25 protein-coding genes are annotated in these 24,706 nt (G+C 68.4%); 12 read left to right on the top strand and 13 right to left on the bottom strand.

Going from position 1 to position 24,706, the window contains the following annotated elements; translation table 11 throughout:
- Window positions 1-2 precede the first annotated feature (2 nt).
- Entirely contained in the window at window positions 3-632 is a 630-nt protein-coding gene (locus IMX13_RS05680; protein ID WP_193395991.1) for a lysophospholipid acyltransferase family protein, read from the top strand.
- Entirely contained in the window at window positions 629-1,624 is a 996-nt protein-coding gene (locus tag IMX13_RS05675; RefSeq protein WP_053515673.1) for a phosphatidate cytidylyltransferase, read from the top strand. The genes IMX13_RS05680 and IMX13_RS05675 overlap by 4 nt, the downstream gene beginning before the upstream one ends.
- 29 nt (window positions 1,625-1,653) lie before the next feature.
- Here the strand turns inward: IMX13_RS05675 and fis are convergent, their stop codons facing one another.
- The 3 genes from fis to prmA all read right to left on the bottom strand — a co-directional run bounded on the left by fis (window position 1,654) and on the right by prmA (window position 3,760).
- A complete protein-coding gene (gene fis, locus IMX13_RS05670; RefSeq protein ID WP_005419706.1) occupies window positions 1,654-1,929 on the bottom strand; it encodes a DNA-binding transcriptional regulator Fis in 276 nt (91 codons plus the stop codon).
- 115 nt (window positions 1,930-2,044) lie between these two features.
- Window positions 2,045-2,797 (bottom strand): DUF3426 domain-containing protein, encoded by a 753-nt coding sequence (locus tag IMX13_RS05665; RefSeq protein WP_053515674.1) that lies wholly within the window; start codon window positions 2,795-2,797, stop codon window positions 2,045-2,047.
- Window positions 2,798-2,839: 42 nt separating this feature from the next.
- Window positions 2,840-3,760, bottom strand: a complete 921-nt coding sequence (gene prmA / locus IMX13_RS05660; RefSeq protein WP_053515676.1) for a 50S ribosomal protein L11 methyltransferase — start codon at window positions 3,758-3,760, stop codon at window positions 2,840-2,842.
- 151 nt (window positions 3,761-3,911) lie between these two features.
- Between prmA and IMX13_RS05655 the strand changes: the two genes are divergently transcribed.
- On the top strand, window positions 3,912-4,886 hold the full coding sequence (locus IMX13_RS05655) for a hypothetical protein (protein WP_053515678.1): 975 nt from the start codon (window positions 3,912-3,914) through the stop codon (window positions 4,884-4,886).
- Window positions 4,883-5,257 carry a hypothetical protein gene (locus tag IMX13_RS05650; protein ID WP_111186284.1) on the top strand — a complete coding sequence of 125 codons (375 nt, stop codon included), beginning with the start codon at window positions 4,883-4,885 and terminating at the stop codon, window positions 5,255-5,257. Before IMX13_RS05655 ends, IMX13_RS05650 begins: the two co-directional genes overlap by 4 nt.
- Window positions 5,258-5,389: 132 nt before the next feature.
- On the opposite strand, the gene accC is transcribed toward IMX13_RS05650, so the two are convergent.
- The 4 genes from accC to IMX13_RS05630 all read right to left on the bottom strand — a co-directional run bounded on the left by accC (window position 5,390) and on the right by IMX13_RS05630 (window position 8,717).
- Window positions 5,390-6,757, bottom strand: coding sequence for an acetyl-CoA carboxylase biotin carboxylase subunit (gene accC, locus IMX13_RS05645; protein WP_014648613.1), 1,368 nt, complete (start codon window positions 6,755-6,757; stop codon window positions 5,390-5,392).
- A 10-nt stretch (window positions 6,758-6,767) separates the two neighbouring features.
- Complete coding sequence (gene accB / locus IMX13_RS05640; RefSeq protein ID WP_053515682.1) at window positions 6,768-7,247, bottom strand: acetyl-CoA carboxylase biotin carboxyl carrier protein; 480 nt, start codon at window positions 7,245-7,247, stop codon at window positions 6,768-6,770.
- Window positions 7,248-7,306: 59 nt separating this feature from the next.
- Complete coding sequence (gene aroQ / locus IMX13_RS05635; RefSeq protein ID WP_053515684.1) at window positions 7,307-7,750, bottom strand: type II 3-dehydroquinate dehydratase; 444 nt, start codon at window positions 7,748-7,750, stop codon at window positions 7,307-7,309.
- Window positions 7,751-7,982: 232 nt separating this feature from the next.
- Window positions 7,983-8,717: a DOPA 4,5-dioxygenase family protein gene (locus tag IMX13_RS05630; RefSeq protein WP_193395990.1), complete on the bottom strand. Its 735-nt coding sequence runs from the start codon at window positions 8,715-8,717 to the stop codon at window positions 7,983-7,985.
- 153 nt (window positions 8,718-8,870) lie between these two features.
- On the opposite strand from IMX13_RS05630, the gene IMX13_RS05625 reads away from it, so the two are divergent.
- Window positions 8,871-9,698, top strand: a complete 828-nt coding sequence (locus IMX13_RS05625) for an isocitrate lyase/phosphoenolpyruvate mutase family protein (RefSeq protein WP_193395989.1) — start codon at window positions 8,871-8,873, stop codon at window positions 9,696-9,698.
- Between the two features lie 64 nt (window positions 9,699-9,762).
- Here IMX13_RS05625 and IMX13_RS05620 read toward each other — a convergent pair whose 3' ends face one another.
- Window positions 9,763-11,811, bottom strand: a complete 2,049-nt coding sequence (locus tag IMX13_RS05620; RefSeq protein ID WP_193395988.1) for a TonB-dependent receptor — start codon at window positions 11,809-11,811, stop codon at window positions 9,763-9,765.
- Window positions 11,812-12,013: 202 nt separating this feature from the next.
- Between IMX13_RS05620 and IMX13_RS05615 the strand changes: the two genes are divergently transcribed.
- Together IMX13_RS05615 and IMX13_RS05610 are read left to right on the top strand one after the other, a co-directional pair.
- Complete coding sequence (locus IMX13_RS05615; RefSeq protein ID WP_193395987.1) at window positions 12,014-12,610, top strand: NAD(P)H-dependent oxidoreductase; 597 nt, start codon at window positions 12,014-12,016, stop codon at window positions 12,608-12,610.
- A 16-nt stretch (window positions 12,611-12,626) separates the two neighbouring features.
- Window positions 12,627-13,220 carry a TetR/AcrR family transcriptional regulator gene (locus IMX13_RS05610; protein ID WP_053515691.1) on the top strand — a complete coding sequence of 198 codons (594 nt, stop codon included), beginning with the start codon at window positions 12,627-12,629 and terminating at the stop codon, window positions 13,218-13,220.
- A 13-nt stretch (window positions 13,221-13,233) separates the two neighbouring features.
- On the opposite strand, the gene IMX13_RS05605 is transcribed toward IMX13_RS05610, so the two are convergent.
- Window positions 13,234-14,022: a D-alanyl-D-alanine carboxypeptidase family protein gene (locus tag IMX13_RS05605; protein WP_193395986.1), complete on the bottom strand. Its 789-nt coding sequence runs from the start codon at window positions 14,020-14,022 to the stop codon at window positions 13,234-13,236.
- 119 nt (window positions 14,023-14,141) lie between these two features.
- Between IMX13_RS05605 and IMX13_RS05600 the strand changes: the two genes are divergently transcribed.
- Both IMX13_RS05600 and IMX13_RS05595 read left to right on the top strand, forming a co-directional pair.
- Window positions 14,142-15,692: an alkaline phosphatase gene (locus IMX13_RS05600; RefSeq protein WP_193395985.1), complete on the top strand. Its 1,551-nt coding sequence runs from the start codon at window positions 14,142-14,144 to the stop codon at window positions 15,690-15,692.
- Between the two features lie 61 nt (window positions 15,693-15,753).
- Window positions 15,754-16,320, top strand: a complete 567-nt coding sequence (locus IMX13_RS05595) for a GIY-YIG nuclease family protein (RefSeq protein WP_193395984.1) — start codon at window positions 15,754-15,756, stop codon at window positions 16,318-16,320.
- A gap of 34 nt (window positions 16,321-16,354) precedes the next feature.
- On the opposite strand, the gene IMX13_RS05590 is transcribed toward IMX13_RS05595, so the two are convergent.
- The gene (locus IMX13_RS05590; RefSeq protein ID WP_080375201.1) at window positions 16,355-16,537 is read right to left on the bottom strand and encodes a hypothetical protein; all 183 of its coding nucleotides are present in this window, start codon (window positions 16,535-16,537) and stop codon (window positions 16,355-16,357) included.
- Between the two features lie 99 nt (window positions 16,538-16,636).
- Here IMX13_RS05590 and IMX13_RS05585 point away from each other — a divergent pair, with 99 nt between their 5' ends.
- The gene (locus tag IMX13_RS05585) at window positions 16,637-17,533 is read left to right on the top strand and encodes a LysR substrate-binding domain-containing protein (protein ID WP_065174425.1); all 897 of its coding nucleotides are present in this window, start codon (window positions 16,637-16,639) and stop codon (window positions 17,531-17,533) included.
- A gap of 51 nt (window positions 17,534-17,584) precedes the next feature.
- Here IMX13_RS05585 and IMX13_RS05580 read toward each other — a convergent pair whose 3' ends face one another.
- On the bottom strand, window positions 17,585-18,301 hold the full coding sequence (locus IMX13_RS05580; RefSeq protein WP_193395983.1) for a transporter substrate-binding domain-containing protein: 717 nt from the start codon (window positions 18,299-18,301) through the stop codon (window positions 17,585-17,587).
- A gap of 80 nt (window positions 18,302-18,381) precedes the next feature.
- On the opposite strand from IMX13_RS05580, the gene IMX13_RS05575 reads away from it, so the two are divergent.
- The gene (locus tag IMX13_RS05575) at window positions 18,382-18,537 is read left to right on the top strand and encodes a hypothetical protein (protein ID WP_193395982.1); all 156 of its coding nucleotides are present in this window, start codon (window positions 18,382-18,384) and stop codon (window positions 18,535-18,537) included.
- Window positions 18,538-18,560: 23 nt separating this feature from the next.
- Here the strand turns inward: IMX13_RS05575 and IMX13_RS05570 are convergent, their stop codons facing one another.
- Window positions 18,561-19,400: an arylamine N-acetyltransferase gene (locus IMX13_RS05570; protein WP_193395981.1), complete on the bottom strand. Its 840-nt coding sequence runs from the start codon at window positions 19,398-19,400 to the stop codon at window positions 18,561-18,563.
- 203 nt (window positions 19,401-19,603) lie between these two features.
- Here IMX13_RS05570 and IMX13_RS05565 point away from each other — a divergent pair, with 203 nt between their 5' ends.
- The gene (locus tag IMX13_RS05565; protein WP_193395980.1) at window positions 19,604-22,138 is read left to right on the top strand and encodes a methyl-accepting chemotaxis protein; all 2,535 of its coding nucleotides are present in this window, start codon (window positions 19,604-19,606) and stop codon (window positions 22,136-22,138) included.
- 36 nt (window positions 22,139-22,174) lie between these two features.
- Here the strand turns inward: IMX13_RS05565 and IMX13_RS05560 are convergent, their stop codons facing one another.
- Window positions 22,175-24,691: a sulfite reductase flavoprotein subunit alpha gene (locus IMX13_RS05560; protein ID WP_193395979.1), complete on the bottom strand. Its 2,517-nt coding sequence runs from the start codon at window positions 24,689-24,691 to the stop codon at window positions 22,175-22,177.
- Window positions 24,692-24,706: the final 15 nt, after the last annotated feature.

Raw genomic sequence — 24,706 nt, 5'->3', positions numbered from 1 at the left:
CGATGTTTGCTGAACTGATCGCCCGCGCCTGCAGTGGCGCCATCCATGTGCTCACCGGCGCGCGGGCGCTATGGGTCGGATGCGCGCCCTCCAGCGAGCGCCGTGTCTACTACGGCAACCACGCCAGCCACGGGGATTTCGTGCTGATCTGGTCGTCGATGCCGCCGGCACTGCGGCGGCAGGTGCGTCCGGTGGCGGCCGCCGAATACTGGCAGCGCGACGCCCTGCGGCGCTACCTGATCGATGCGGTGTTCAACGGCGTGCTGGTCGAGCGCGAAGCGGCGCGCCGCCAGCAGGATCCGCTGCAGGCGCTGCGTGACGCGGTGGATGCGGAGTGCTCACTGATCCTGTTCCCGGAAGGCACGCGCAACGTCGGCGATGAGCCGCTGCTGCCGTTCAAGAGTGGCATCTACCATCTTGCGCGGCAGCGTCCGGAACTGGAATTCGTCCCGGTGTGGATCGACAACCTGAAGCGGGTGATGCCCAAGGGACGGTTCCTGCCATTGCCGTTGCTGTGCACGGCCACCTTCGGTACTCCGCTGCGGCTGCAGGCCGATGAGGACAAGACGGCGTTTCTCCAGCGCAGCCGCCAGGCGCTGCTGGATCTGGCGCCGGACGGAGGACGCGCATGAGCGGGTTGATCGCCGTATCGGGTGACCTCGCCGCGCGCAGCGTGGGCCAGCAGACCGGGCTGCTGTTCGCCGGGGTCGGCGCGGTGCTGGTGCTGGCGACGCTGGTGGCCGAGACCCTGCGCTGGCGGCAGCGTGGACGGCCCAGCGCGGTCATCGCCAATCTGGTCTCGCGCATCCGCGCCTGGTGGGTGATGGCGATCGTGGTCGGCCTGGCGCTGCTGTTCGGCCGGGCCGGGGTGATCGTGCTGTTCGCGATCATCTCGCTGTTTGCCCTGCGCGAGTTCATCACCCTGGCACCCACCCGGTCAGGTGACTACTACGCGCTCCTGGCGGCGTTCTACATCGTGCTGCCCTGGCAGTACTACCTGGTGTGGATCGACTGGTATGGCATGTACACGCTGCTGATTCCGGTCTATGCGTTCCTGTTCCTGCCGATCCTGGCCACCATCGGCGGTGACACCACGCATTACCTGGAGCGCACGGCCAAGGTGCAGTGGGGGCTGATGATCTGCGTGTTCTGCATTTCGCACGTGCCCCTGCTGCTGAACCTGCGCGTGCCCGGGCATGAGCCCGCGCGCAACGTGCTGCTGCTGGCGTTCCTGGTGATCGTGGTGCAGTCCTCGGACGTGCTGCAGTACATCTGGGGCAAGCTGCTGGGCAGGCGCCTGATCGCGCCCAGGCTGTCGCCGTCGAAGACAGTGGAGGGCTTCATCGGTGGCGTGCTGAGTGCCAGCGTGGTGGGCGCTGCGCTGTGGTGGATCACGCCGTTCACGCCGCTGCAGGCGTTCGGCCTGTCGCTGTTGATCAACCTGATGGGGTTCTGGGGTGGCCTGGTGATGTCGGCGATCAAGCGCGACCGTGGCATCAAGGACTGGGGCCACATGATCGAGGGCCATGGCGGCATGCTCGACCGGCTGGATTCGGTGTGCTTCGCCGCACCGGTGTTCTTCCACGTGGTGCGGTATTACTGGAAGGCGGGCGGCGGCGGGTGACCCCGCTTCCACGACGTCGCCATCCGCGCTCAGGCGCTGATGCCGTATTCCTTCAGCTTCTTGCGCAGCGTGGCACGGTGGATGCCCAGCATCGCCGCGGCCCGGCTCTGGTTGCCTTCGCAGTGGTTGAGCACTTCCACGAACAGCGGAATCTCCATCTCGCGCAGCACGATCTCGTAGACGTCGTCTGCATCGCAGCCATCAAGGTCGCGCAGGTACCGGCGCACGGACTGGGCGACGTGTTCGCGCAGCGGTGGCCGGGGAGCGCCACGACTGTTGTCAGGACGAGAAAGGACAGCGTTCAAGGGGGTTCCCGATCTGGTTGGCCCGTGCACGCGGAGCGCGCGGCCGGATGAGGTGGTGGCGGTCAGTCTAGCGCGAGCGTGCCCGACCTGCCATGGCTGGTCGCCTTCGTCCCGATCACAGGAACTCGAAGGTGAATGCGACAGTGGACGCCGCAGGCTCCTGCACGCGGAACGCGATGTGTGCGCTCTGACCCGGTTCCAGCACGGCGGTACCCGGGTTCTCGCCGAGGTACTGCGTGGGGCTGAAAACGTCACTGCCGATGACCCGTCCGTCCGCATCGGACAGCGAAAGCCGCAGGTCGGGCCAGGCCTGTGGCCATCGCGCGTCATTGCGGATGCTGGCCTGGACCTGCAGTACGCCGGCCTGACCAGGCAGCGGGCGGATGTCGCGACTGGTCATGGTGAAGGCGGTGGGTTCGTGCCAGGCGGGCAGGCTGCAGCGCAGCACGCTGCACAGCGCCACCAGCCATGTGCGGTGGCCGGCATCGGCGGCCAGCCGCGCGCGGTCGGCGAGCACGCTCTGCAGGATCAGCAGCGCCGCCAGCCCCGCCACCAGCAGCCAGTGCCAGCGCGGCGCCGGGCGCGAGCGTGAAGGTGCACGGGCGAGGAAACCGGGTGCGTCATGGTTCGATGGTGATGCCACCGCCGCGGCATGCGGGGGCACATCATCGGTGTGCTGCGGAACGGGTTGCGCAGTGATCACCGCCGCTGCCGGCGCATGTTCGATCTCCGCCGCAGTGGGTTCGGGCGCCGGACCGGCCTGTGCAGGCATATCGACGTGCGCCTCGACGGCAGGTGCCGTTCCGCCTTCCGGCGCCGGGCGCAGGAAGGTGGCCAGTGGACGTCGTGCGGGGGTCGGCTCGGACATGCTCACGGTGCGGGTTCGGGTCGAGCGCTCATTCAAACACGATCAGGCGCGGCGCACGCCGGTGATGCGCATCCAGTCGCCATCGCGGGTCGCCTGCAGGTCGTCGAACCAGGCACTGTAACGCTGCAGCAGTTCGTGCTCCTGTCCATGCAGGATGCCCGACAGTGCGATGCGGCCACCGCCGGCCACGCGCGCGGCCAGCAGTTCGGCCAGCGCATCGAGGGCCGAGGCGAGGATGTTGGCGACCACGATGGGATAGGTTGCCACCGGCTCGTCCTGTGGCAGATAGACCTGCATGCGGCCCTGCTCGCCATTGCGCTCGGCATTGTCGGCGGTCGCGACCAGGGCCTGCGGATCATTGTCCACGCCGATCGCCTCGGCGGCGCCCAGCTTCAGCGCAGCCAAGGCGAGGATGCCCGAGCCGCACCCGAAATCGAGCACGCGCTGGCCCTGCAGCTGGCCGTCCACGGCCAGCTGGTCCAGCCAGCGCAGGCACAGCGCGGTGGTGGGATGAGTACCGGAGCCGAAGGCCAGGCCCGGGTCCAGCCGGACGACGGCCGCGTCGGCGGCCTGCGCCGCCTCCGGCAGCTCATGGTTCCACGGCACGATCCAGGTGCGGCTGCCGAAGTCCATCGGCTGGAACTGGTCCAGCCAGGCACGCTCCCAGTCCTCGTCCTCGACGGCGCGGAAGCTGCCACCGCTCCAGTCCAGTTCCGGGTCGAACGCTTCCAGCGCCGCCAGCAGCAACAGCGCGTTGCTGTCAGCCGGGAACAGCGCCGTCAGCACCAGGCTGTCCCACAGCGGCGTCTCGCCCACGCCCGGTTCCAGGATTGCCTGCTCGTTGCTGGTGTCGGCCTCGGCATCGAGCAGGGTCACGGCCAACGCCCCGACGTCCTCCAGCGCATTCTCATAGCGGGGCTGGGTGGCTTCGGTGCAACGCAGGGTCAGTTCCAGGAACGGCATGGGATCGGGGGCAATCGCGGGAAAGGGGGCCATGCTAGACCATCGGGGCGTCTCCGTATGCTCTGAGATGAACGGCCCCCGTTCAGACAGGCCTGCCGGGCCTTGCTAAACTGCGCGCTTTCCTGTGCGCCCCCGACGCTTTCCGTTGCCGATGGCCCTCGCTCCGACCCTGAAAACCTGGTTGCTCGTGCTGCCGGCGGTGGCCGTGCTGGGCGTGGCCGGGTATCGGGCCAGCGGGCACGTGGGCTCGGTATCGTCTCCGGTCGCGGCCTCCGGGCTGCCGACGGCCCAAGTGGCGGGCAACGAGGATGGGACGACGATGCCGGTCATGCCCGAGGCGCTGGCGCGGCGTCTGGCGGCCTTCGAGCGGGGCGGCGCACTGCCGTCCGGCCTGCCGCTGGACATCCGGGCCGACATCGAGGGCGCCACCGATCTGTTCGCCTATGCGCAGCGGTTGCGTGCGCAGGCCGACGGTGGCAACCACGAAGCGCGCTGGATGCTCAGCCGGGTGTATGACTACTGCGCGCAGTACGCGGTCGATCCCGGGGGGTATCGCCTGGACAACAACGTGCTGGCGGGGCTGGGCCTGAGTGCCGCACCGGCCATGGTCGATGCGCGCGAGCGCGTGGCCCAGCGCTGCGGCGGGTTCGTGCCCGGCGACAAACTGGGCGCGGCGCTGGTGCTGGCGGAGCGTCGCAAGGCGGCCGCGCAGGGCAATCTGGCGGCCGAAGCTGCGCTGTTCGCTGAAGGTGAGCCGCTGCATGACAGCGCGGACTACCGCCGTGGCCTGGTCGAGCGCGTGCGCCTGTCGCGCGATCCGGAGGCATTCATGGCCCTCGCTCCGGGAATGGGCGTGCGCGCCGCCGGTGACAGTGCACTGGACGGGCTGGTGGCCGGCGAGCAGCTCAGCGAAATGGCGTGGCGGCTTGCGGCCTGCGAACTCGGTCTACCGTGTGGGGCCGACAGCGTGCTGGTCAACAGTTTTTGTGCGAATGGAGGGATCTGTTCGCAGGATGAGACGCAGGATTTCCGGGATTTCGTGTATGACGCTGCGGTTTCGCGGCAAGGTGCTGGGAAGATGAACGAATGGATCAAGCGATTGATTGGAAGGGGGAGCAGGCCATGAACTACCGTCGATTCCTTCACGGGGCCAAGTTCTGGTTCTGGGTGGCACTGTTCGTGGCCTATTCGGCCGGCGCGGTGGGCCTGTTGATGATCGATACCTACGAGGATCGCTACCGGCATCTGTCGAAGGTGGAGCTGACCACGGTGAAGGCACAGGAAGACCTGCGCCGCGCCGGCGCCAGCCAGGTCGCTGCGGTCTATCGCGCGCAGAGCGGCGTGCCGTTCGCATCGCTGCCGGCGGGCAGCACCTTCCAGGTGGTCTGGCCCGATGGCTCGACCGAGACCATGGTGATCGTCGATCCGACCTCGCCCAATGGTGTGCGCCCGCTGCCGAACTCGCAGATTCCGGCAACCGCGGCCGACAGGCGCTGACACCGATCCTGCAGCGCCGGGCCCTCACGCGCGGCTGCGTTTCCCGGTACGCCGGGCGCGGGGGAAGGCGCTGCAGAAAGCAGAAAAGGGCGGGGATATCCCCGCCCTTTTCGTGTCCGGCACCTGTGCCGATCAGGTCAGCGCGATCGGCTTGTTCTTGCGCTCGGCCAGACGCTTTTCCAGGTAGTGGATGTTCTGGCCACCGGCCTGGAAGCCCTTGTCGCGCATGATCCGCTGCTGCAGGGCGATGTTGGTCTTGATACCGTCGACCACCATTTCGCTCAGCGCCACCCGCATGCGGGCGATCGCGGTTTCGCGGTCCGGGCCGTGCACGATCAGCTTGCCGATCATCGAGTCATAGTTCGATGGCACGCGGTAACCACTGTAGATGTGGGTGTCCACGCGCACGCCGGGGCCGCCCGGCGGATGAAAGCCGGTGATGGTGCCCGGGCTCGGCACGAAGGTTTCAGCATCTTCGGCGTTGATGCGGCACTCGATGGCATGGCCGGTGAGCACCACGTCGCTCTGCTTGATCGACAGCTTCTGGCCGGCGGCGATCTTCAGCTGCTCGGCCACCAGGTCGATGCCGGTGACCATTTCGGTGACCGGATGTTCCACCTGGATGCGGGTGTTCATTTCGATGAAGTAGAAGCGGCCGTCCTCGTACAGGAACTCGAACGTGCCGGCGCCGCGGTAGCCGATGCGGATGCAGGCCTCCACGCAGACCTTGCCGATCTGCTCGCGCTGCTCGGCGGTGATGCCCGGTGCCGGCGCTTCCTCGACCACCTTCTGGTGACGGCGCTGCATCGAGCAGTCGCGCTCGCCGAGGTGGATGGCATTGCCCTGGCCGTCGGCCAGCACCTGGATCTCCACGTGGCGCGGGTTCTCCAGGAACTTCTCCATGTAGACCTCGCCATTGCCGAACGCCGCCTTCGCTTCGCTCTTGGTGGTTTCGATCGAGGTCTTCAACGAGGCTTCGGCGTGCACCACGCGCATGCCGCGACCGCCGCCGCCGCCCGCTGCCTTGATGATGACCGGGTAGCCGATCTCACGGGCGATCTTGGTGTTGGCGACGATGTCCTCGCCCAGCGGGCCGCCCGAGCCGGGCACGCACGGCACACCGGCGGCCTTCATGGCGCGGATGGCTTCGACCTTGTCACCCATCATGCGGATGGTGTCGGCCTTGGGGCCGATGAAGATGAAGCCGGATTCCTCCACGCGCTCGGCGAAATCGGCGTTCTCCGACAGGAAGCCGTAGCCCGGATGGATGGCCTGGGCATCGGTGACTTCTGCCGCGGCGATCAGGGCGGGGATGTTGAGGTAGCTCTGCGGCGACGGCGCCGGGCCGATGCAGACCGACTCGTCGGCCATGGCCACATGCTTGAGGTTGCGGTCGACCGTGGAGTGCACGGCCACCGTGCGGATGCCCAGGGTGTGGCACGCGCGCAGGATGCGCAGCGCGATCTCCCCTCGGTTGGCGATGACGACTTTGTCGAGCATGGCGTGCCCCTCAGCCGATCACGAACAGCGGCTGGTCGAACTCCACCGGCTGGCCGTTCTCGCCGAGGATGGCGACGATGGTGCCGGACGCGTCGGCTTCGATCGGGTTGAACATCTTCATCGCTTCGATGATGGCCAGGGTTTCGCCTTCCTTGACCTGCTGGCCCACGGTGACGAAGGCCGGCTTGTCCGGAGCGGACGAGGCATAGAAGGTGCCGACCATCGGCGAACGCAGCACGTGGCCTTCCGGCAGCGCCGGGCCCGGCTTGGCGGTGCCGCCGGTGGAGGCTTCGGTCGGCGACTGCATCGGCATTGCCTGCGGCGCCGGCGCGGCAGGGGCGGCATATACCGGAGCGGCGACCGGGGCGGCATAGCCGGCGACCGGCGCGCGCGACAGGCGCACGGACTCTTCGCCTTCCTTGATTTCGATTTCGGCCAGGTTCGACTCTTCCAGCAGGTCGATCAGCTTCTTGATTTTGCGCAGATCCATGAGGGCCTCTTGGGTTTCTATCTAGGTGAGGAGAGCGCCGTGGGCGCCCGGGTCGACAATCAGGTGGCGGACAACCGCAGCAGCGCCGCGTCCATCGCGTAGCGGTAGCTGTCGGCGCCGAAGCCGCACACCACGCCGACCGCCTTGTCGCTGAAATAGCTGTGCTGGCGGAACGGTTCGCGGGCGTGCGGGTTGGACAGGTGGATTTCGATGAACGGCACGGCCACGGCCGCCAGCGCATCGCGCAGGGCGACCGAGGTGTGGGTGAACGCGGCCGGGTTGATCAGGATGAACGCCGTGCCGTCGGTGCGGGCGGCCTGTACGCGGTCCACCAGCGCGTGTTCGGCGTTGGACTGCAGGCTCTCCAGCACGTGCCCGGCGGCGTCGGCCTGGCGGGCCAGCGCCTGGTCGATGTCGGCCAGGGTGGTGTGGCCGTAGACCTCCGGCTCGCGGGTACCGAGCAGGTTGAGGTTGGGGCCGTGCAGGACCAGCAGCTTCGCCATGGGATCCGATCGACTGGAAAGGGCGGCAGTCTGGCGGAAGCGGCCGATGCTGTCCAGTTCGGCGAAGTTTGCCGCGTTTCAATCGATTGTTTGAAATCGCTGGAAGCGCTTGTGCCCGTATGCCGGGCAGCGCCTCAAGGCGCGCTGAACGTGGCGACGGCTGCTGATACCCGCACGTACGCCGACGATGGCGGCCAGCCGCTCCTGTCCCGGCCAGGCCGGGCGGGTCTGCTCAGGTTTCCAGCGGCCGCGTCGGCACGACGTTGGGGAACACCTGTTCCAGCGGCTCCTGCTCGCCCGGCCGGGGCGCGGGCCAGTCGAAGGCGTTCACCGGCTGCGCGCGGTTCACCCACAGCGCGTAGTGCAGGTGGTCGGCCCGTCCATCGCCGGTGTTGGGGTGGATGAGAATCGTCAGGCCCAGGCTGTTGAGCTGCAGCCATGGCACCACGACCGGCAGGAGATCGTTGGTGAAGCCGAAATAGAACGACGGAGTGACATGGGGGCCGCGTGGCTCCGGATTCCAGTTGCCCAGTTCCACCGGGAAGCGTTCCGCCACCCAGCGCCGGATCAGTGCGGCCTTGGCCGAGGTGTCCTCGTCGAAATAGATGTGGGCGTGGTAACTCTTGATGTCGGTGTAGGGGCGTGGGTGGGTCGGCAATGGCGATTCGCCCGGGCGTGTGCTGCGCGGTCGTGGGGTCGGTTCGCTGGCGGTGTCCTGTCCCCAGGGACTGCGGCCCTGCGCCGGCGGCGGGACGATCGCCTGGAATCCGGGACGCCCCGGTGCGGTCGTGTTCGCCACCTCTCGGGCCGGTGTTGCGGCGGCCGGACGCGTCGCGCCGGCCTGGCCACCTGCGGCCAGGCCGGCCGATGCGATCAGGCGGCGCCGGCTGGGTGAGAACGGCGCGGCCTGGTGTGCATCGGTGTCGTCGCCAGCAATGGCGTCAGGGGAATGCGGTGAGCGCGGCATGGTTGTTTCCGTGGACGGCGGACCGTCACCGTCGGACGGATGCGGGGGCCGCGTCCAATGATCCGGTGGCATCACCTGATGCTGCGCCGCAGGTGCGTTGAGTCCTGTGCGCGGCCCGGATAGGGTGGTCAGCTCACCGCACGGATACCCGCCATGAACAGCGCAGATGCCAGCACTGCCCGCAGACGTGCCACGTTCCGGCAGTTGCATGCGCAGGGCTGCTTCGTATTGCCCAATCCGTGGGACATCGGCAGCGCGCGCTACCTGGAGCGGCAGGGCTTCCTGGCATTGGCCACCACCAGCGCGGGATGTGCATGGAGCGAAGGTCGCCCCGATGGTGCGGTATCGCTGCAGGCGACGCTTGACCACCTGCGGCTGATGGTGGCCGCCACCGACCTGCCGGTGAACGCAGACTTCGGCGATGGCTTCGGCGCCACGCCACAGGACGTGGCTGAGGCCGTGACGGCGGCCCTGGATACGGGCATCGCCGCTCTGTCGATTGAAGATGCCAGCGGTCTGGCCGACGCGCCGCTGCGCCCGCTGGAGGAGGCCGTGCAACGCCTGCGTGCGGCGCGTGCGGCCATCGATCGCGCCGCGGCCGATGTGCTGCTGGTGGGCCGGGCGGAAAACTTCTTCGTGGGCGTACCGGATCTGGAAGACACGCTGCAGCGCCTGCGTGCCTACGCGGCCGCAGGTGCCGATGTGTTGTACGCACCGGGCATCACCACGGCCGGACAGATCCAGGCGGTGGTGGCCGCGGCCGGCGGCAAGCCGGTGAACCTGCTGGTGGGCGGACCGACGTCACTGACGCTGCAGGACATCGCTGCGATGGGGGTACGCCGGGTCAGCCTGGGCGGGGCGTTGGCCCGTGCGGCGTGGGGGGGATTGATGCGGGCCACCGATCCCATCCAGCAGGAAGGTCGCTTTGATGGCCTGCAGGCGGCAGCATCGGGTGCGGCGCTGAACGCGCTGTTCCGCTGAGGCAGGGCCGCGGATGCACGGCAGGATCCCTTCGCTGCGCGAAGGGATCCGAGCCAGTGCTGCATCAGAACCGTGCGGTGGCGCCCACGAAGAAGGTGCGCGCGCCGCCGTCGTAGTTGTTGCCTTCGTCGATGGTGGACACGTCGCCCACGTTCAGGACGCCGGCACGCAGGGTCAGGTTCTCGTTCACGTCGAAGCCGGTCACCAGATCCCAGGTGGTGTACGCCTTGGCGAAGGTCGCGCTGGTGGCCGATACCAGTTGCTTGCCGATGTGCTGCGCACTGGCATTCAACGACCAGGCATCGGTCACCTGCCATTCCAGCGAGGTGTTGGCTGTCAGCTCCGGTACTACCAGCAGGGTAGCGCCGGTGGTGCGGTTCTTCGATTCCAGCATGCGCGTGGCGTGGGTGGTCCAGCTCAGGCGTTCGTGCAGCGGCACGGTCACGCTGGCCTCCACACCGCGGGTGCGTGCCTTCTGGATGTTCTGTGCCACCGTCCACCAGTAGCCGTTGACGAAGCTGGTGGTCTGGCCGGGGATCTGGCTCAGCGGCACCTGTTCGATCTTGTCGTCGAAGTTGGTCAGGAAGTAGGTGGCCGAGGCCGACCAGCCCTCGCGGTCGAAGCCCACGCCCAGCTCGTAGTTGGTGCTGGTCTCCGGTTCCAGGTTCGGGTTGCCGGCCATGTAGCAGCCGCGCGTGCCGTCGGCATTCACCGAACGGCTGCTCCAGCCTTCGGCGGTCAGGGCACGGCAGCCGTTGCCGCCGGACTGGGTCGCAGCGCCGGCCGTTCCCTGCTTCAGGTTGGGGGCACGGAAGCCCTTGGAAATGCCGCCGCGCACGGTCCATGCATCGGCCGGGTGCCAGACGCCGTAGATGCGCGGGCTCAGGTTGTCATCGTAGTTTTCCGTGTTGTCCCAGCGCAGGCCCAGGGTCAGCACGAAGCGCTCGTGCAGGGTGAGGTGGTCCTCGGCGAACAGCGCCCAGGAGTCGGCCTCGCTGGTCGGGCTGATGCGGCCGCTGCCCGTCCAGGTGACCGGAACGGTACCGATGGTGTCGCTGTTCTCCAACTCCTCGCGTTTCCACTGCCCGCCCACATTCAGGCTGTGCTCGACGCCCCAGTGGAAGCCGGTGTTGAAGGCGGTATCGAACACCGTTTCCTTCGAACGGTTGCCGACGTCGCTGCCCTTGTCTTCGTATTCGTTCTGCACCAGCGTGGTCTTCGACGTGGTGGCGTCGCTGTAGGTGCCGTCATGGCGGATGACGTAGCCGGTCTGCACCAGCTTGGACAGGCCCCAGCTGTTGACCTGGCCGGCCCCGCTGTTGCGCTGCGTTCCGCGCGAGGCCTCCACGCCCACGACGTGGCTGTCGCTGATGCGCCAGTCGAACAGCACGTTGGCGTTCTCTGCCTTGTTGCCCGGTGTCTGCCGCGCGCCGCGGTCAGATTCGCGGTCAGTGACGTTGGCGCCGATGCGCACGCCCAGGTTGTCGGTCAGCGGGCCACTGAACAGCGCTCCCATCTGCGTGGTGTTGCCGCGGGTGTCCGAATCGGGCTTGCTGTAGTTGAAGGTGGCCGAGCCGCCCCAGTGGTCGGCGATCTTGCGGGTGATGATGTTGATCACACCCCCCATCGCGTCCGATCCGTACAGCGAGGACATCGGGCCGCGCACCACTTCGATGCGTTCGATCATGTCCGGCGACAGCCAGTTCAGATCCTGCGGGCCCAGGTCATCACGATAGTTCACGCCGGCCGAGCTGCCCTGGCGGCGGCCATCAATCAGGATCAGTGTGTACTGCTCGGGCAGGCCGCGCAGCCGGATCTTCGACTGCGCACCGGACAGCGCGTAACCGCCGGTCACGCCGGGCACGGTGCTCAGCAGCTGGCCGATGCTGCTGACCGGCTTGCGCTCGATGTCCTCGCGGGTGATCACGCTGATGCTGGCGGGGGCATCCCGGATCCATTGCTGGGCGCCGGTGGCGGTGACCACCACGGTGTCCATCTGCTTGGCGGCGGCATCGGCTGACGCCTCGGCGTGGTCCTGGGAGGCGAGGGCAAGGCCGATGGCCACGGCCAGCGTGGCAACGGAACGACGGGACTTCAGACTGGCATGCAACATCGCGCGGTACTCCGGGTGAGGGGTCCACTGGCGATGGCTGGGACGTCCGTGTGGGGTTTCAGATCTCCTTAACAATCGTATCACGAATCATTTGCATTTGACTTGAGGCGATACAGAACGCCAGAAACAGTGTCCTGCTGGCAGTGCTGATCGGGCTGGGTTCGCTAGTTACCATTAGTAACTAATCTCCACGGAGTTGCCCATGCACAGCCTGATTGTTGTTGCCCATCCCGATCCTGCCTCGCTGACCCACGCGGTAGCCGCTCGCATCGCGCAGGCCATCGCCGATGCCGATGAGAGCAATACCACCGCCATGGCCGATCTGATGGCCGAAGGCTTCGACCCGCGCTTCAACGGGCAGGACCAGGCCCTGTTCCGCGGCATCGCGCCGCCACCGGCCGATGTGGCGGCCGAGCACGCACGGCTGGATGCGACCGACACGCTGGTGCTGGTCTACCCGCTCTACTGGTGGTCGTTCCCGGCGCTGCTGAAGGGCTGGATCGATCGCGTTTTCACCCAGGGCTGGGCCTACGCCGAGGGTGCCGATGGAAAAGTGGAGAAGCGGCTGCAGCAGCTGCAGGTGCATCTGGTCGGCATCGGGGGTGCCGATGCCGCGATGATTGAACGCCGTGGCTATGGCGCGGCCATGAACACGCAGATCGACATGGGCATCTTCGATTACTGCGGCGCGCGCGTGCTGTCCTCCACCCTGCTGCTGGAGGCGGACACCGGGGCGGCCGCGGCGCATCTGCAGACCGCGATGGAGATCGGCCGTAAAATCGGACATCCAACGAGCTGACAGCCGTGTTCCGCCGATGCCTGCCACCGACACCCCCACGCGTCGCCGACTGACCCGCGAGCAGCGGGCCCGCCAGCTGCTGGATGTCGCATGGGCGCTGGTAGGCGCCGAAGGCACCGATGCCTTGACCCTAGGGCGCCTGGCCGAAGCGGCGGGCGTGACCAAGCCGGTGGCCTACGATCACTTCGTGACGCGCAACGGCCTGCTGGCGGCGCTCTACCATGACTACGACCAGCGGCAGACGCTCATTTTCAATGACCGTATCGCCGCGGCGCCGGCAGAACTGACCGCGCGCGCAGCGGCCATCGCGTCCGGTTACATCGACTGCGTGCTGAGCCAGGGCAGTGATGTGCAGAGCATCCTCGCAGCGCTGGTCGGCGCGCCGGAGCTGCGCGAGGTGCGGCACTGCTACCAGCAGGAGTTCATCGACAACTGCGCGGACTGGCTGGGCCCGTTCGCCGGTGACGGCCAGGTACCGGTGGAGGGGCGCTGGGCGATCCTCGGCGCTGCCGAAGCGCTGTCCGAAGCGGTGGCCAATGGCGCGATCGGCAAAGCCGACGCGGAACGCGAACTGCAGCGGGTGATCGTATCCACCGTTGTACGGGACTGACTGCCCGCGCAGCTCAGGCTTCTGCGACGGTGTCGCCGGCCAACGCGGCGAATCCACTGGCAAGATGCCTGCGCACCCGCGCATCGCGTGCTTCGCGGTCTTCCGAGCCAAGCACCACGGTGATCAATCGCACCGGCTGCGCGTGTCCGGCGATGGGGCGGCGCGCCGTAGCCGCCAGGCAGAACCCGGCCGCGCGGGTATAGCCGGTCTTCAGGCCGTCCACACCTTCATCGGCGAGCAGTGCGTTCTGGTTGCTGCGGCTGAACGTCCTGTGCGCGAACGCCGGCTGTGCGGTGATGGCCAGCACCTGCGGATGATCTGCCAGCAGGCGGCCCGCCAGCACCGCCATGTCGCGTGCGCTGGATACGTGCCGCGGCGTGGTGATGCCGGACACCGACGCGAACCAGGTACTGCCCAGGCCGAGACGCCGCGCCAGCGCGTTCATGTGCTGCAGGTATGCCGCCTGCGAGCCGTGCAGATGGCGGGCAAGCACAAGGGCCGCGTCGTTGCCCGATACCACCAGCATGCCCTGCAGCAGCCGGCCCAGTGTGACCGTTTCGCCAGGCACCAGGCCCATGCGCGTTTCATCGTCAGCAACCGCGTGCACGTCCTCGGCGGCAACGGTCACCGGCATCTCCCAAGCGGCGGCGCCGGATGCGACCTGTTCGTAGGCCGCGTACGCGGTCATCAGTTTGGTCAGTGAAGCAGGCGGACGCTGCAGGTCGGCGTGTTCCTGGTGGATGACCGCGAAGCTGCCGGCATCCAGGGTGATCGACGAGACCGGGGGACGTGGAAACGGCATGGCAGTGCGGCAGGGGAGACGTTCACAGGATACCGCTGCCAGGATGCGTGAATCTGCAATATTGCAATGATATAACGTCGCGCATTCCGGGCCGCCTGCCCGACCCCACAGGATGCACGATGACCGCACACACGCCGCGCCGTTGGCTCTACCCTTCGATTCTGGCCGCGCTGGCAGCCCTCGCCGGCTGCCAGCCGGCACCGCGTGCGCAGGCGCCGGTGGCGACCGGCGGCTACCCGCACAACGTGATCGTGATGATCAACGACGGCGCGGGCTGGGGAACCTGGGATGCCGCCGCGTACTGGCAGTATGGCAGCCGCGAAGGCGCCCCGTACGCGCACTTCCCGCAGCGCCTCGCGGTGGCCACGTTCCCGCTCAACGCCAGCAGCCAGCCCACGCACGATTCGGCGCAGACGCTCGGCTACGACACCGCGAAAGCATGGGATGCCACCCCGGTACCGGCAGCGGATCTTCCGTTCGCCGGTTATCAGTACCTGGCCGCGGTGGCGACCGACAGCGCCGCGGCGGGCACGGCGTTGTCGTCGGGCATCAAGACGTACAACAACGCCATCAACGTCGACAACGACGGCGTCGCGGTCGAGTTCAACACCCTGCGCGCCAAGCGCCTGGGCATGGCAACCGGTGTGGTCACCTCGGTGCCGTTCTCGCACGCGACACCGGCCGCGTTCGCCGCGCAGAACGCGTCGCGCAACAACTACCATGCCATCGCCCACCAGATGCTGGCCCAGGGCCACATGGACCTGGTCATGGGAACCGGCGGCCCCGGTTACAGCGTCGATGGCCGCGCCTGCGATGACGATGCAGGCGCAGTGAAGGAAGAGGGTTGCGCGAACCCCTGGGAGTGGGTGTCGCAGCAGGAGTGGCAGCAGCTGGAAGCAGGCACCCCCATCGCTGGCAATCCTGCCGGACCGTGGCGGTTGATCCGCAGCAAGGAAGCGTTCGCTGCGCTTGCACAGGGGAGGTTGCCAGCCGACCGCCCGTTGATCGGCGTACCGCGTGTGGCCAGCACCCTGCAGCAGGCGCGTCAGCTGCAGGTCCTGGGCAGGGATGAGACCACTCCCTCCGGCGTGAGGAAGATCGACAGCGTGCCGGACCTGGCGACCATGACCCGCGGCGCCCTGCAGTTCCTGCAGCAGCGCTCGTCCAAGGGCCTGTTCCTGATGGTGGAAGGCGGGGCCACCGACTGGGCCGCGCATACCAGTGCGTGCGGCACCGAATGGCATTACGGCCAGTGCGGCGACCAGCCGCAGTACGGCCGCCTGATCGAAGAGACGGTCGAGTTCAACGATGCGGTATCGGCGGTGGTGGCGTGGATCGAGCGCAACGGCGGATGGCAGCGCAATCTGCTGATCGTCACCACCGACCACGACAACAGCATGCCGATGGGGCCCGACGCGCAGCAGGTGGCGTTCGAGCCGGTGCGCAACAACGGGCGCGGGCGGATGCCGGGGATGAGCTTCCGCCCCACCGGCAATCACTCCAACGCACTGGTACCGCTGTGGGCCAAGGGCGCCGGCGCCGAGCGGCTCACCGCCCGAGTGCGCGGCATCGACGCCGGTTACCGCCAGCATGTGCGGTGGAATGATGGCAGCTACATCGACAACACCGACGTGGCTGCCGCAGTGCAGGACGTACTGCAGCGGCCTTGAGCAGAACAGTGCACGGTCCGGCCCGGTTGCCATCGCGTCCGGGGCGATGCAGCCTGCGCCGATGGAACCGCAGATCCGCATCGATGGTCGTGTCTTCGCCTACGTCTTTCCCTGCGCCTGGGAGGATTACGCCAAGATCGGCTTTACGCGTGACCCGCTCGGCCGCATCAGCGCACTGCATCGGCGCTGGTTCGAGTTCTTCGATCTGTGCGCCGGGGCGCTGGTGGAGGCGGAAACCGAGCGCGATGCGCGTGACCTGGAGCTGGAGCTGCGTGCCCCCTTCCGAGCACATCGCGCGCCGGCACCGATGACCGTGCAGGACAAGGCCGGCGGGCGCACCGAATGGGTGCGTGGCGCGAACCAGGCCCTGTCCGATGCTGTGCGTGCGCTGGATGGGCGCGGATATCGGACCTTCCCGCTGCGCCCCTGGCTGCGCGCCGCCATGGTCCAGCGGCTGGATCGCCTGCATGACTGGGCCGCCCTGCAGCTGCCGGAAGAGGAAAGCCTGCGCATGCCGGGCAGCCCCGGACCGGCGGTGCTGCGCGATACCCTCGATGGCTATCGCGCGCTGGACATCGACCCGCTGCCATCGCTGCCGCCCCATGTGCAGGCCTGGTACGGGCACTAGCGGCCCGGCCCCTGTGAGCCCGCCGCTGTCGCGCTCAGCGCGGGGCGGGGCAGGTGGGGCAAGGCACCTTTGCCGCAGCTGGACGGTCGAGGTGTGTGCTCCGGTACGGCTTTGCCGGTGCCCCGGTCGTGCTGGCCACCGGCGTGGCCAACTGGCGGGCCAGCTCGGCGCTTGCGATGTGACCGTGCAGGAACAACAGACTGCTGAAGATGTTCATGATCGTCGCTCCACTTGAGTGGATTGAACGATACGGGCAGCATGAGGACGTAAAAAAGCGACATTTCCGCAAGCTTAACTTGAACAGGATTCAAGCCTCATGTCCCGCCCACCCCTCCATGCCCTGCAGGGTTTCGTGGCTGCCGCGCGCCTGGGCAACCTGTCACGCGCCGCGGCGTCGATGAACCTGACCGTCAGCGCGCTCAGCCACCAGATGCGGCAGCTCGAAGAACGCCTCGGCCAGCCGCTGCTGGTCCGCCAGGCGCGCGGGGTCGCACTGACCCTGGAGGGCCAGCGCCTGCTCGATCGGGTCGGGCCGCACCTGGATGCAATCAACGAGGTGTTCCAGCGCTACGCCGCGCGCGCCGAACATGTGCTGACGATCAGCGCCGTACCGTCGATGGCCTCCGCATGGCTGGTGCCACGGCTGGGTCATTTCGTCGCCGCACACCCGCAGATCGAGATCAACCTGCAGTCCAGCGAGCGCCTTGTCGATTTCGATCGGCAGCTGCAGTTCGACGCGGCCTTGCGCGTAGGCGGCGGGCAATGGGCCGGGCTGGTGGTCGAGCGGCTGTTCGATGAGTGGCTGGTGCCGATGGCCAGCCCGGCGCTGATCGCGCGGATGGGCGGCATCGACCGTGCTCCACTGGCGCAGTGGCCGCTGCTGGGCGATCCGGATGGCGCATGGGCCGCGTGGTTCGCCCTGATCGGGCAGAGCCCCCCTTCGCGGTTCGTGGCGGTGCTCGACGACTCGGAAGCGCATCACCGTGCAGCGCTCGATGGTGTCGGCGTGGCCCTGGGCCGGCTGACGCGCGCGCGCCTGCTGCTGGATTCGGGCCAGCTGGTCGCGTTGTCGGAGCAGCGGCTGAAAACGGCCTGGCCGCACTGGCTGGTGTATCCGCAGCGCTCGGCGCGCCACCGTGGATTCCTCGCCTTCCGTGAGTGGTTGCATGCGCAGGCCAGCGAGCATGCGCGGCACATGGAGACGCAGGGCTGATCCGGCCCGGCGCACGCAGCCACCTGTCGCGTGCTGCGGGCCACTGCTGCGTCATCGCACCAGGGTGACCGCCTGTCCGGAACGTGCGAAAGCGTCCTCGAGCAGGGGCCCTGCCTTGATCGCCTCGACCTCGTCGAACAGGGCCCGCAGGGCGGCAGCGGGGCGCGCCGCAGGTGCGGCCACGGCCTGCTGGATCGCAGTGAAGCGGTCGGCGAGCACGCGGTGTCCCGGATGCTGCAGTGCCCAGGCCTGCAGCGGCTGGCGCACGCCAGCGGCGGCATCCAGGCGCCGCGCGTCAAACAGATCGATGGCCGCCGCCGACGTGTCGGCACGCTCGATCGTGGCGTGCCGCAGTTCCCGGCTCAGGAACAGATCGTAGGCGGCACCGCGGCCAACGGCGATACGCAGCCCATCGCGATCCAGATCGGCCACCTGCCGCGCGGGACTGTCCTCGCGCACCAGGTAGGTTCCTTCGATCTCCACATACGGTGCACTGAAGGCGATGCGGCCGGCACGTGCCGGATCGATGGCGAGAAAAGCCAGGTCCCATGCGTCGTCGGCTGCCGCCGCGACCACCGATGCGGCCGCATCGTGACAGGTGAATCGCGCCTGCACGCCCATCCGCTGCGCCAGCGCGGTGGCCAGCTCCACCGAGGGGCCGCGCGGCGATCGTGCGTCGCCCTGCGCAAGGACCGGATTCCCCAGATTGATGGCGACGCGCAGATGGCCCCGTGGCGCCAGTGCACTTCGGTGATCGGCCAGGGTCATGCAGCGCTCCGCGAAGGGGGGCAGGCCAGCATGCCCGCAACGATGCGCACGGAATGTCAGGGCGGCGCCATCCTGCGACGATGAACCCCATCGCGCATGTCGAGATTCCGGCCAGCGACCTGGCTCGCGCCATCGCCTTCTACCTGCAACTGCATGATGCCGGCCACTGGCGGGTGGCCGAGATCTGCGACAGCGAGGGCAACCGCATTGCGCTGCAGGCGCCGGTGACGTTGTAACCCGGGCACCGTGCCGCGCGGTGCTACCGTGATGCGGCGTGCGAGCGCTGCAGCCAATCGTTGATCGCCGGGTCGAGCCGCGCATCGTCCGGCACGCGCAGGCCGAATGCCGACTGCAGGACGTCGCGCACGTCGGCGGCATCGCGCAGCGGACGCTTGAGCGGCGCCTGCCCGGGGCGGTACTCGGTGTAGTTGCCACTGCCGATGGTGCGCCGCCAGTCCGGGCCGGCCAGTGAGGCGCGCAGCTGGCCAGGGAAACTCGAATCCGGGTGCGTGCACACGTACCAGTTGGCCACCACGTTGTCGATCGGCGCTGGCGGCCGCAGGTCGAAGCGGTACAGCGCTCGCCATGCGTCGCCCGCCTGGGCGGAAAGCACGAAGTCGTCCTCACCCGCCAGCTGCTGCAGCTGGAAAGACGCGTGCGGCGTGGCCTGCGGGGCCGTTTCGTACAGCCGCAGCGGCACCGTCGGCGTCAGGCCACCGAAGCCGGCATCGACCAGCCAGTCCTCTCCCTCCACGTGCACGCGCAGCAGCAGGTGGGTACGCGCCGTCGGGGCATTGTCCTGTGCCGCCAGCAGCACGCGCGCGCTCAGCGGCTGTGCGTCGAAGCCCACTGCCTGCAGGAGCGCCAGCAGGCCGCCGTTGAGTTCAAAGCAGTAGCCGCCGCGCTGCTGGTCGAGCAGCTTGTGCTGCACGCTGTCCAGATCGATCGGTACCGCGTCGCGCAGCAGGCTGCTGAGGGTTTCAAAGGGGAGCAGGGCGTTGTGGCGCTGCACCAGCAGGGTCAGTCCGGCAAGGTCCAGCGACGGCGGAGCATCCAGTTGCAGGCGCTGCAGATAACGGGGGACGTCGAGCGGGGTCATGGCGAGGGCGGCCGGTTGGAAGAATCACACTGTGCAACCGCAACCGGGGTTGAGGTCAAGCGCGGGCGCTGTGTCACGTCTCCGTCGCCTGGGGCCGGTACAAATAGCGCAACCGGCACGGTGCGTGCCACGGCTTCGGCAATGTGCCTAAAGTTGCCGCTGGTCAGGCCGATACAGGTGCGTCCTTCTGCCTGGAGTCTGTGATGTCGGCCGCCGTCCCCCTTCGGTCCCTGCGCACCCGTCTCATCGCGATGCGCTCGGCGTTTCCACGCCTGCTGGTCTGGCTGCAGCCGCATCGACTCAGCGTGGCCAACAAACTCAAGGCCACCCTGCTGGTCTGCGGCGCGGGCCTGGTGGCGATCGCCGCCGTCCATGCCTGGACCGGCCATGCCAGCAGCCAGGCCGCACGCAGTCAGGCCAGTTACCAGCGTGGCAGCGATCTGGCCGCACGCCTGGCGACACGGGTGGCGGAGGCGCGTCGCCTGCAGACCCAGTATGCACGCAGTTTCGACGACGCTGACCGCAGCCAGCTGCAGGCTGCCCAGCAGGCATTGCAGGTCGATCTGAATGCGCTCAGGGCGATGCCGATGGATGCCGGTCGCCGCAAGGCATTGCAGGCGCTCACCGAGGCCGCCGAGGGATTCTCGCAGGGAGTGGCCGCGCTGTTCGAACGTGTGGATGAGATGGGGCGGGGTGATGCCGGCCTGGCTGCACAACTGCAGCAGGCCGCCGATGCCCTGCAGCAGCGGGTGGATGGCCTGGACCGGCCGGCACTGGCGCTGCACCTGCAGAAGATGCGGCGCCAGGAAGCGCTGCTGCTGCTCGATGGCGATTCGACTCATGCCGACCGTGCAAGCGAAGAGAAGCTGCCGTTCGATCTGGCGCTGGCGGGGCTGCCGCCCGACGTGCAGGAGGCGCTCCGCACCGGCATGGACGCCTATCAGTCGGCACTGCTCGGCTATACCGCTGCCCGCGTCGGCCTTGATGTGGAGACGCAATCGCTGATGGAGACGGCTGCCGGCGTGGCGCCCGCGCTCGCCGCCTTCCAGCAGGCACAGGTGAATGCGCTGGCCCTGGCGCAGGCGCGGCAGCAGGCCGGTGCACGCACCATGAGCGTGCTGTTCGCCCTCACCCTGCTGCTGGTGGCCGGCGTGCTGATCACCAGCCTGCTGCTGGTGCTGCGCGCGGTGCGCAGGCCGATCCAGGACACCCTGCGGTTCGCCAGCGACATCGCCGATGACCGGCTCGATACCACGTTGCGCGTGCACAACGCCAACGACGAGATCGGCCAGCTGGCACAGCGCCTGGTGGACATGCAGCAGCGGCTGCGTGCGCGCATCGAGACCGAGCGTGCGATGGCCCGTGGCAACACGCGCGTACGCCAGGCCCTGGACTGCGCGCAGACCGGGCTGATGGTGGTCGATGCCGAAGGCCAGGTGGCCTACGCCAATCCTGCGTTGCGGCACGTGCTGGGCCTGCAGGCCGACGCGCTGGTCGGCACTGACGCGCGGGACCTGCATCCGGCCCTGGCCGGCCTGGTCGACGCGCGCCACCGCCAGGAGCGGGAAATCAGTCATGCCGGTGTGCGCTATCAGTTGATCGCCAATGCCATCGTCGATGACGACCAGTTCCTGGGCGTGGCGCTGGAGTGGCGCAGCCGTGCGCTGGAAACGCTGCTGGAGACCGAGGTGGCGGCACTGGTCGACGCTGCCGCGCAGGGTGACCTGCACGGGCGCATTTCGCTGCAGGGCAAGCACGGTTTCGTGCATACGCTGTCCACCAGCATCAACCGCCTGCTGTCCACCTTTGAAACCAACCTGGGGGACCTGCAGGCATTGCTGGCGGCGTTGGCCCGTGGGGATCTCAGCGTGCGCATGGAAGGTGAGCTGCAGGGCGTGTTCGCACGCATGCGCGACGACGCCAATGCAACCGTCGCACAGCTCGGCCGCATCGTCACCCGCATCCAGCGCGCCGCTGCCAGCCTGGACAGCGGTGTCGGTGAAATCGTTTCTGGCCATCACGACCTCTCGCAGCGTACCGAGCAGCAGGCGGCCAATCTGGAAGAGACCGCAGCCTCGATGCATGAGCTGACCGACACCGTCGGCCGCAACGCCGACGCCGCCGGACGTGCCGACGCGCTGGTGCAGGGGGCTGCAGCGGTTGCACAGCGGGGTGGGATGGCCGTCGGTCAGGTGGTGGAGACCATGCAGGGCATCAGTGAAGCATCGCGCCGCATCGGGGACATCACCCAGTTGATCGACGGCATCGCGTTCCAGACCAACATCCTTGCGCTCAACGCCGCCGTGGAGGCTGCGCGTGCCGGAGAGCAGGGCCGCAGTTTCGCGGTTGTGGCGGCGGAAGTGCGTCTGCTCGCGCAGCGCAGTGCCGAGGCAGCCAGGCAGATCAAGGCGCTGATCGAGGATTCCGTGGCACGCGTCGGCCAGGGCAGCGTGCAGGCCGCGCAGGCGGGCACCACCATGGACGAGATCGTCGGCAGCGTGCAGCAACTGGCGGACCTGCTCGCCGGCATCCGCAGCGCCTCGCAGGATCAGCACGCAGGCATCGCCCAGGTGAACCACGCCATCGTGCAGATGGAGGCCAGTACCCAGCGCAACGCCAGCCTGGTGGAAGAAGCCGGCTCGTCGACCGCGCAGATGCAGGCGCAGGTGCGCGCGCTGGCCGAAGCCGTGTCCGCGTTCCGCCTGCAGCCGGACCGTCAGGCCCGCGCGGCGGCGTGATCGCGTCCGCCGCCGGGTCCAGCCCGGCGGCGCGGCTCAATACACGTCGCGCCGGTAGCGGCCGCTCTCGAGCAGCGTTTCCACCACCTCGTCACCGAGCGCGCCCCGCAGTACCTGATCCACGCCCTCGGCCATGCCCTGCAGCGAGCCGCAGACATGGATCACGGCGCCACGCTGCATCCATTCCCGCAGTTCATCGCAGGCCGACCGCAGGCGGTCCTGGACGTAACCGCCCGCTGCGTCGCGCGAGAACGCCAGGTCGACCCGGATCAGATGGCCCTGCGCCTGCCATGCGCTCACCTCATCGGCGAACAGGAAGTCATGAGCGCGCTGGCGCTCGCCGAACAGCAGCCAGTGGCCGTGCTCGCCTGCGTGTGCCGCCTCGCGCAGCAGGCCGCGCAGGCCGGCGATGCCGGTGCCGTTGCCGATCAGCACCATGGGTGCGCCCGGCACGCGATGGAAGCCGCGGTTGCGGTGCACGCGCGCGGCGATGTGCGCGCCTGCCGGCGCATGCAGCGACAGCCAGCCCGACCCCAGCCCCGGGCGCCCGTTGTTGTCGTGCACCAGGCGCACGACCAGTTCCACCACGCGATCAGCCGGGCAGGAGGCGATCGAATACTCGCGGCCCGGCAGTACGGGCAGGGCCGTCAGCCAGCGTCCGGCATCCTGCACCTGCAGCGCACTGGCCGCGTCCGGCAGTTCGCGTTCGCTGGCCAGGCACTGCAGGGTCTGCGTGCCGCCTTCGATCAGCAGCGGTTGCAGCGGGTCCAGTCCATGCGCCAGCAGTACCGCACGGGCATGCGCGGCGCTGTGCCGCGGCGCGATGTGCAGGATGTCGCCGGCCTGCCACTGCACGTCATCCGGCGCGGCCAGCCGGATCCGCCAGATCGGACCACCGACGCTGCCCGGGTTCAGCTGCTGGCGATCCAGCAGCTGCCAGTCGTGCATGCGGGTGGCCGCCGGCAGCACGCTGTCGTCGGCAGCAATGCCGGTCAACAGGCCGAGCTGCTGCTGCCACTGGCGCAATGCCGCGACCGATGCAGCGTCCACGTCGATGCGGTCGAACATCGCGCGGGCACCGTTGCCCAGCAGCCACGCATCGAACTGGCGGCCGAAGGCGCAGTAGTGCGGGTACTGGCGGTCGCCCAGCGCGAGCATGCCGAACTGCAGTGTGGCCAGGTCCAGGGATCGGCCCAGCAGCTGGCGCGAGGCACGTCGTGCCGAATCCGGCGGTTCGCCGTCACCAAAGGTACTGAGCACGAACAGCGCGTGGCTCGCCGCCTGAAGGCGGTGCGCGTCGATCCTTGCCAGCGGCAATACCTGCACCGCCTGTCCGCTGGCCTGCAGCTGCGCTGCCGCGCGCCATGCCAGCTGCTCGGCCAGGCCGCTCTGGCTGGCATGCACCATCAGCCATGCGGCGCCGTTGGCTGCGGCCGCCGGCAGCGGCTGGCGCAGCGCACGTGCGGCGCGCTGGCTGCGGCGACGGTCGAGATAGAGCAGCCAGCCGGTGATGAAGAACAGGCTCATGCCCAGGCTGCTGAGCATCACGATGATGCGCCCGGGAATCCCGAAGTAGCTGCCCGAGTGCAGCGCGAACACGCTGGTAGCCAGCTGACCGCCAGCGCCCTGGCGCGCGTAGGGACGCGCGTCCAGAATCGCACCGCTGGCAGGGTCGAGCTGCAGCAGATCGTGCGCGCGGTCATGATGGCCGCCGCGCAATGCTGGATCGCCCGCCATGGTCCGCACATTCAGTGCCTGGCCGGGCTTCTCGGGCAGCCGCAGGTCGATGTAACCGGTGCGCACCCCGGCCTGCGCGTACAGCGTCGTTTCCACGCGGCGCAGGTCGAGCACGGCGCCGGCATCGATCACCTGCTTGGCCGGTGGCGCCACGCCGAGCAGGGCATTGGCCGCGCTGCGATACCAGTCGAACGACCACCACAGGCCGGTCAGGGCACTCATCAGGTAGATCAGCAGCACCCAGGTGCCGGCCACCGAATGCAGGCTCCACAGGAAGCCGCGGCCGCTGCGCTTCCATTCCACGGCCAGCCAGCTTCGCCAGTGCCACCAGCGGCGGGGCCAGCGCAGGTAGAGCCCGGACAGCGTGAAGAACAGCAGGGCGATTGCGCAGCTGCCGGTGATCCATTTTCCGCGCTCGCCCGCGGCGAGGTGGCGGTGCAGGTCTTCGACGAAGTCGAAGAAGGCCTGCCCGCGCAGGGCGCTGAAGCGCTCGCCGCTGTATGGGTCGAAGTACACCCAGTGCGCTTTGCCGCCGGCGAAACGGGCCACCGATGGGCGCTGGCCGCTGGCATCCACGCGCAGCCGCTGCAACGGCCGTTTGCTGTCGGCCTGCAGCATCGGCACCAGCTCGCTCAGGGGCAGCGGCTGCTGGCCTTCGGCGTGATGTTCGGCGATGGCGGCGAAGCCGGGGTTGGCGGCGCGCAGCAGTTCATCTTCAAAAGACAGGGCTGCGCCGCTCAGGCCCATGATGGCCAGAACGGTGCCGGCCGTGATGCCCAGCAGCCAGTGCAGTTGGAACAGGACGTTCTTGAACATCGGGGGATGAAAGCC

The sequence above is a fragment of the Stenotrophomonas sp. B2 genome, assembly GCF_014947095.1.
Taxonomy (GTDB): Bacteria; Pseudomonadota; Gammaproteobacteria; order Xanthomonadales; family Xanthomonadaceae; genus Stenotrophomonas; species Stenotrophomonas maltophilia_P.
Note: the sequence above shows the minus strand (reverse complement) of the source record. Positions and strands in the feature narration are given on the sequence as shown.

Coding starts and splice junctions, on each gene's coding strand:
- IMX13_RS05680 (WP_193395991.1), top strand. CDS start 3: ATGTTTGCTGAACTGATCGCCCGCGCCTGCAGTGGCGCCATCCATGTG.
- IMX13_RS05675 (WP_053515673.1), top strand. CDS start 629: ATGAGCGGGTTGATCGCCGTATCGGGTGACCTCGCCGCGCGCAGCGTG.
- IMX13_RS05665 (WP_053515674.1), bottom strand. CDS start 2,797: ATGTCCGAGCCGACCCCCGCACGACGTCCACTGGCCACCTTCCTGCGC.
- prmA (WP_053515676.1), bottom strand. CDS start 3,760: ATGCCGTTCCTGGAACTGACCCTGCGTTGCACCGAAGCCACCCAGCCC.
- IMX13_RS05655 (WP_053515678.1), top strand. CDS start 3,912: ATGGCCCTCGCTCCGACCCTGAAAACCTGGTTGCTCGTGCTGCCGGCG.
- IMX13_RS05650 (WP_111186284.1), top strand. CDS start 4,883: ATGAACTACCGTCGATTCCTTCACGGGGCCAAGTTCTGGTTCTGGGTG.
- accC (WP_014648613.1), bottom strand. CDS start 6,757: ATGCTCGACAAAGTCGTCATCGCCAACCGAGGGGAGATCGCGCTGCGC.
- accB (WP_053515682.1), bottom strand. CDS start 7,247: ATGGATCTGCGCAAAATCAAGAAGCTGATCGACCTGCTGGAAGAGTCG.
- aroQ (WP_053515684.1), bottom strand. CDS start 7,750: ATGGCGAAGCTGCTGGTCCTGCACGGCCCCAACCTCAACCTGCTCGGT.
- IMX13_RS05630 (WP_193395990.1), bottom strand. CDS start 8,717: ATGCCGCGCTCACCGCATTCCCCTGACGCCATTGCTGGCGACGACACC.
- IMX13_RS05625 (WP_193395989.1), top strand. CDS start 8,871: ATGAACAGCGCAGATGCCAGCACTGCCCGCAGACGTGCCACGTTCCGG.
- IMX13_RS05620 (WP_193395988.1), bottom strand. CDS start 11,811: ATGTTGCATGCCAGTCTGAAGTCCCGTCGTTCCGTTGCCACGCTGGCC.
- IMX13_RS05615 (WP_193395987.1), top strand. CDS start 12,014: ATGCACAGCCTGATTGTTGTTGCCCATCCCGATCCTGCCTCGCTGACC.
- IMX13_RS05610 (WP_053515691.1), top strand. CDS start 12,627: ATGCCTGCCACCGACACCCCCACGCGTCGCCGACTGACCCGCGAGCAG.
- IMX13_RS05605 (WP_193395986.1), bottom strand. CDS start 14,022: ATGCCGTTTCCACGTCCCCCGGTCTCGTCGATCACCCTGGATGCCGGC.
- IMX13_RS05600 (WP_193395985.1), top strand. CDS start 14,142: ATGACCGCACACACGCCGCGCCGTTGGCTCTACCCTTCGATTCTGGCC.
- IMX13_RS05595 (WP_193395984.1), top strand. CDS start 15,754: ATGGAACCGCAGATCCGCATCGATGGTCGTGTCTTCGCCTACGTCTTT.
- IMX13_RS05590 (WP_080375201.1), bottom strand. CDS start 16,537: ATGAACATCTTCAGCAGTCTGTTGTTCCTGCACGGTCACATCGCAAGC.
- IMX13_RS05585 (WP_065174425.1), top strand. CDS start 16,637: ATGTCCCGCCCACCCCTCCATGCCCTGCAGGGTTTCGTGGCTGCCGCG.
- IMX13_RS05580 (WP_193395983.1), bottom strand. CDS start 18,301: ATGACCCTGGCCGATCACCGAAGTGCACTGGCGCCACGGGGCCATCTG.
- IMX13_RS05575 (WP_193395982.1), top strand. CDS start 18,382: ATGAACCCCATCGCGCATGTCGAGATTCCGGCCAGCGACCTGGCTCGC.
- IMX13_RS05570 (WP_193395981.1), bottom strand. CDS start 19,400: ATGACCCCGCTCGACGTCCCCCGTTATCTGCAGCGCCTGCAACTGGAT.
- IMX13_RS05565 (WP_193395980.1), top strand. CDS start 19,604: ATGTCGGCCGCCGTCCCCCTTCGGTCCCTGCGCACCCGTCTCATCGCG.
- IMX13_RS05560 (WP_193395979.1), bottom strand. CDS start 24,691: ATGTTCAAGAACGTCCTGTTCCAACTGCACTGGCTGCTGGGCATCACG.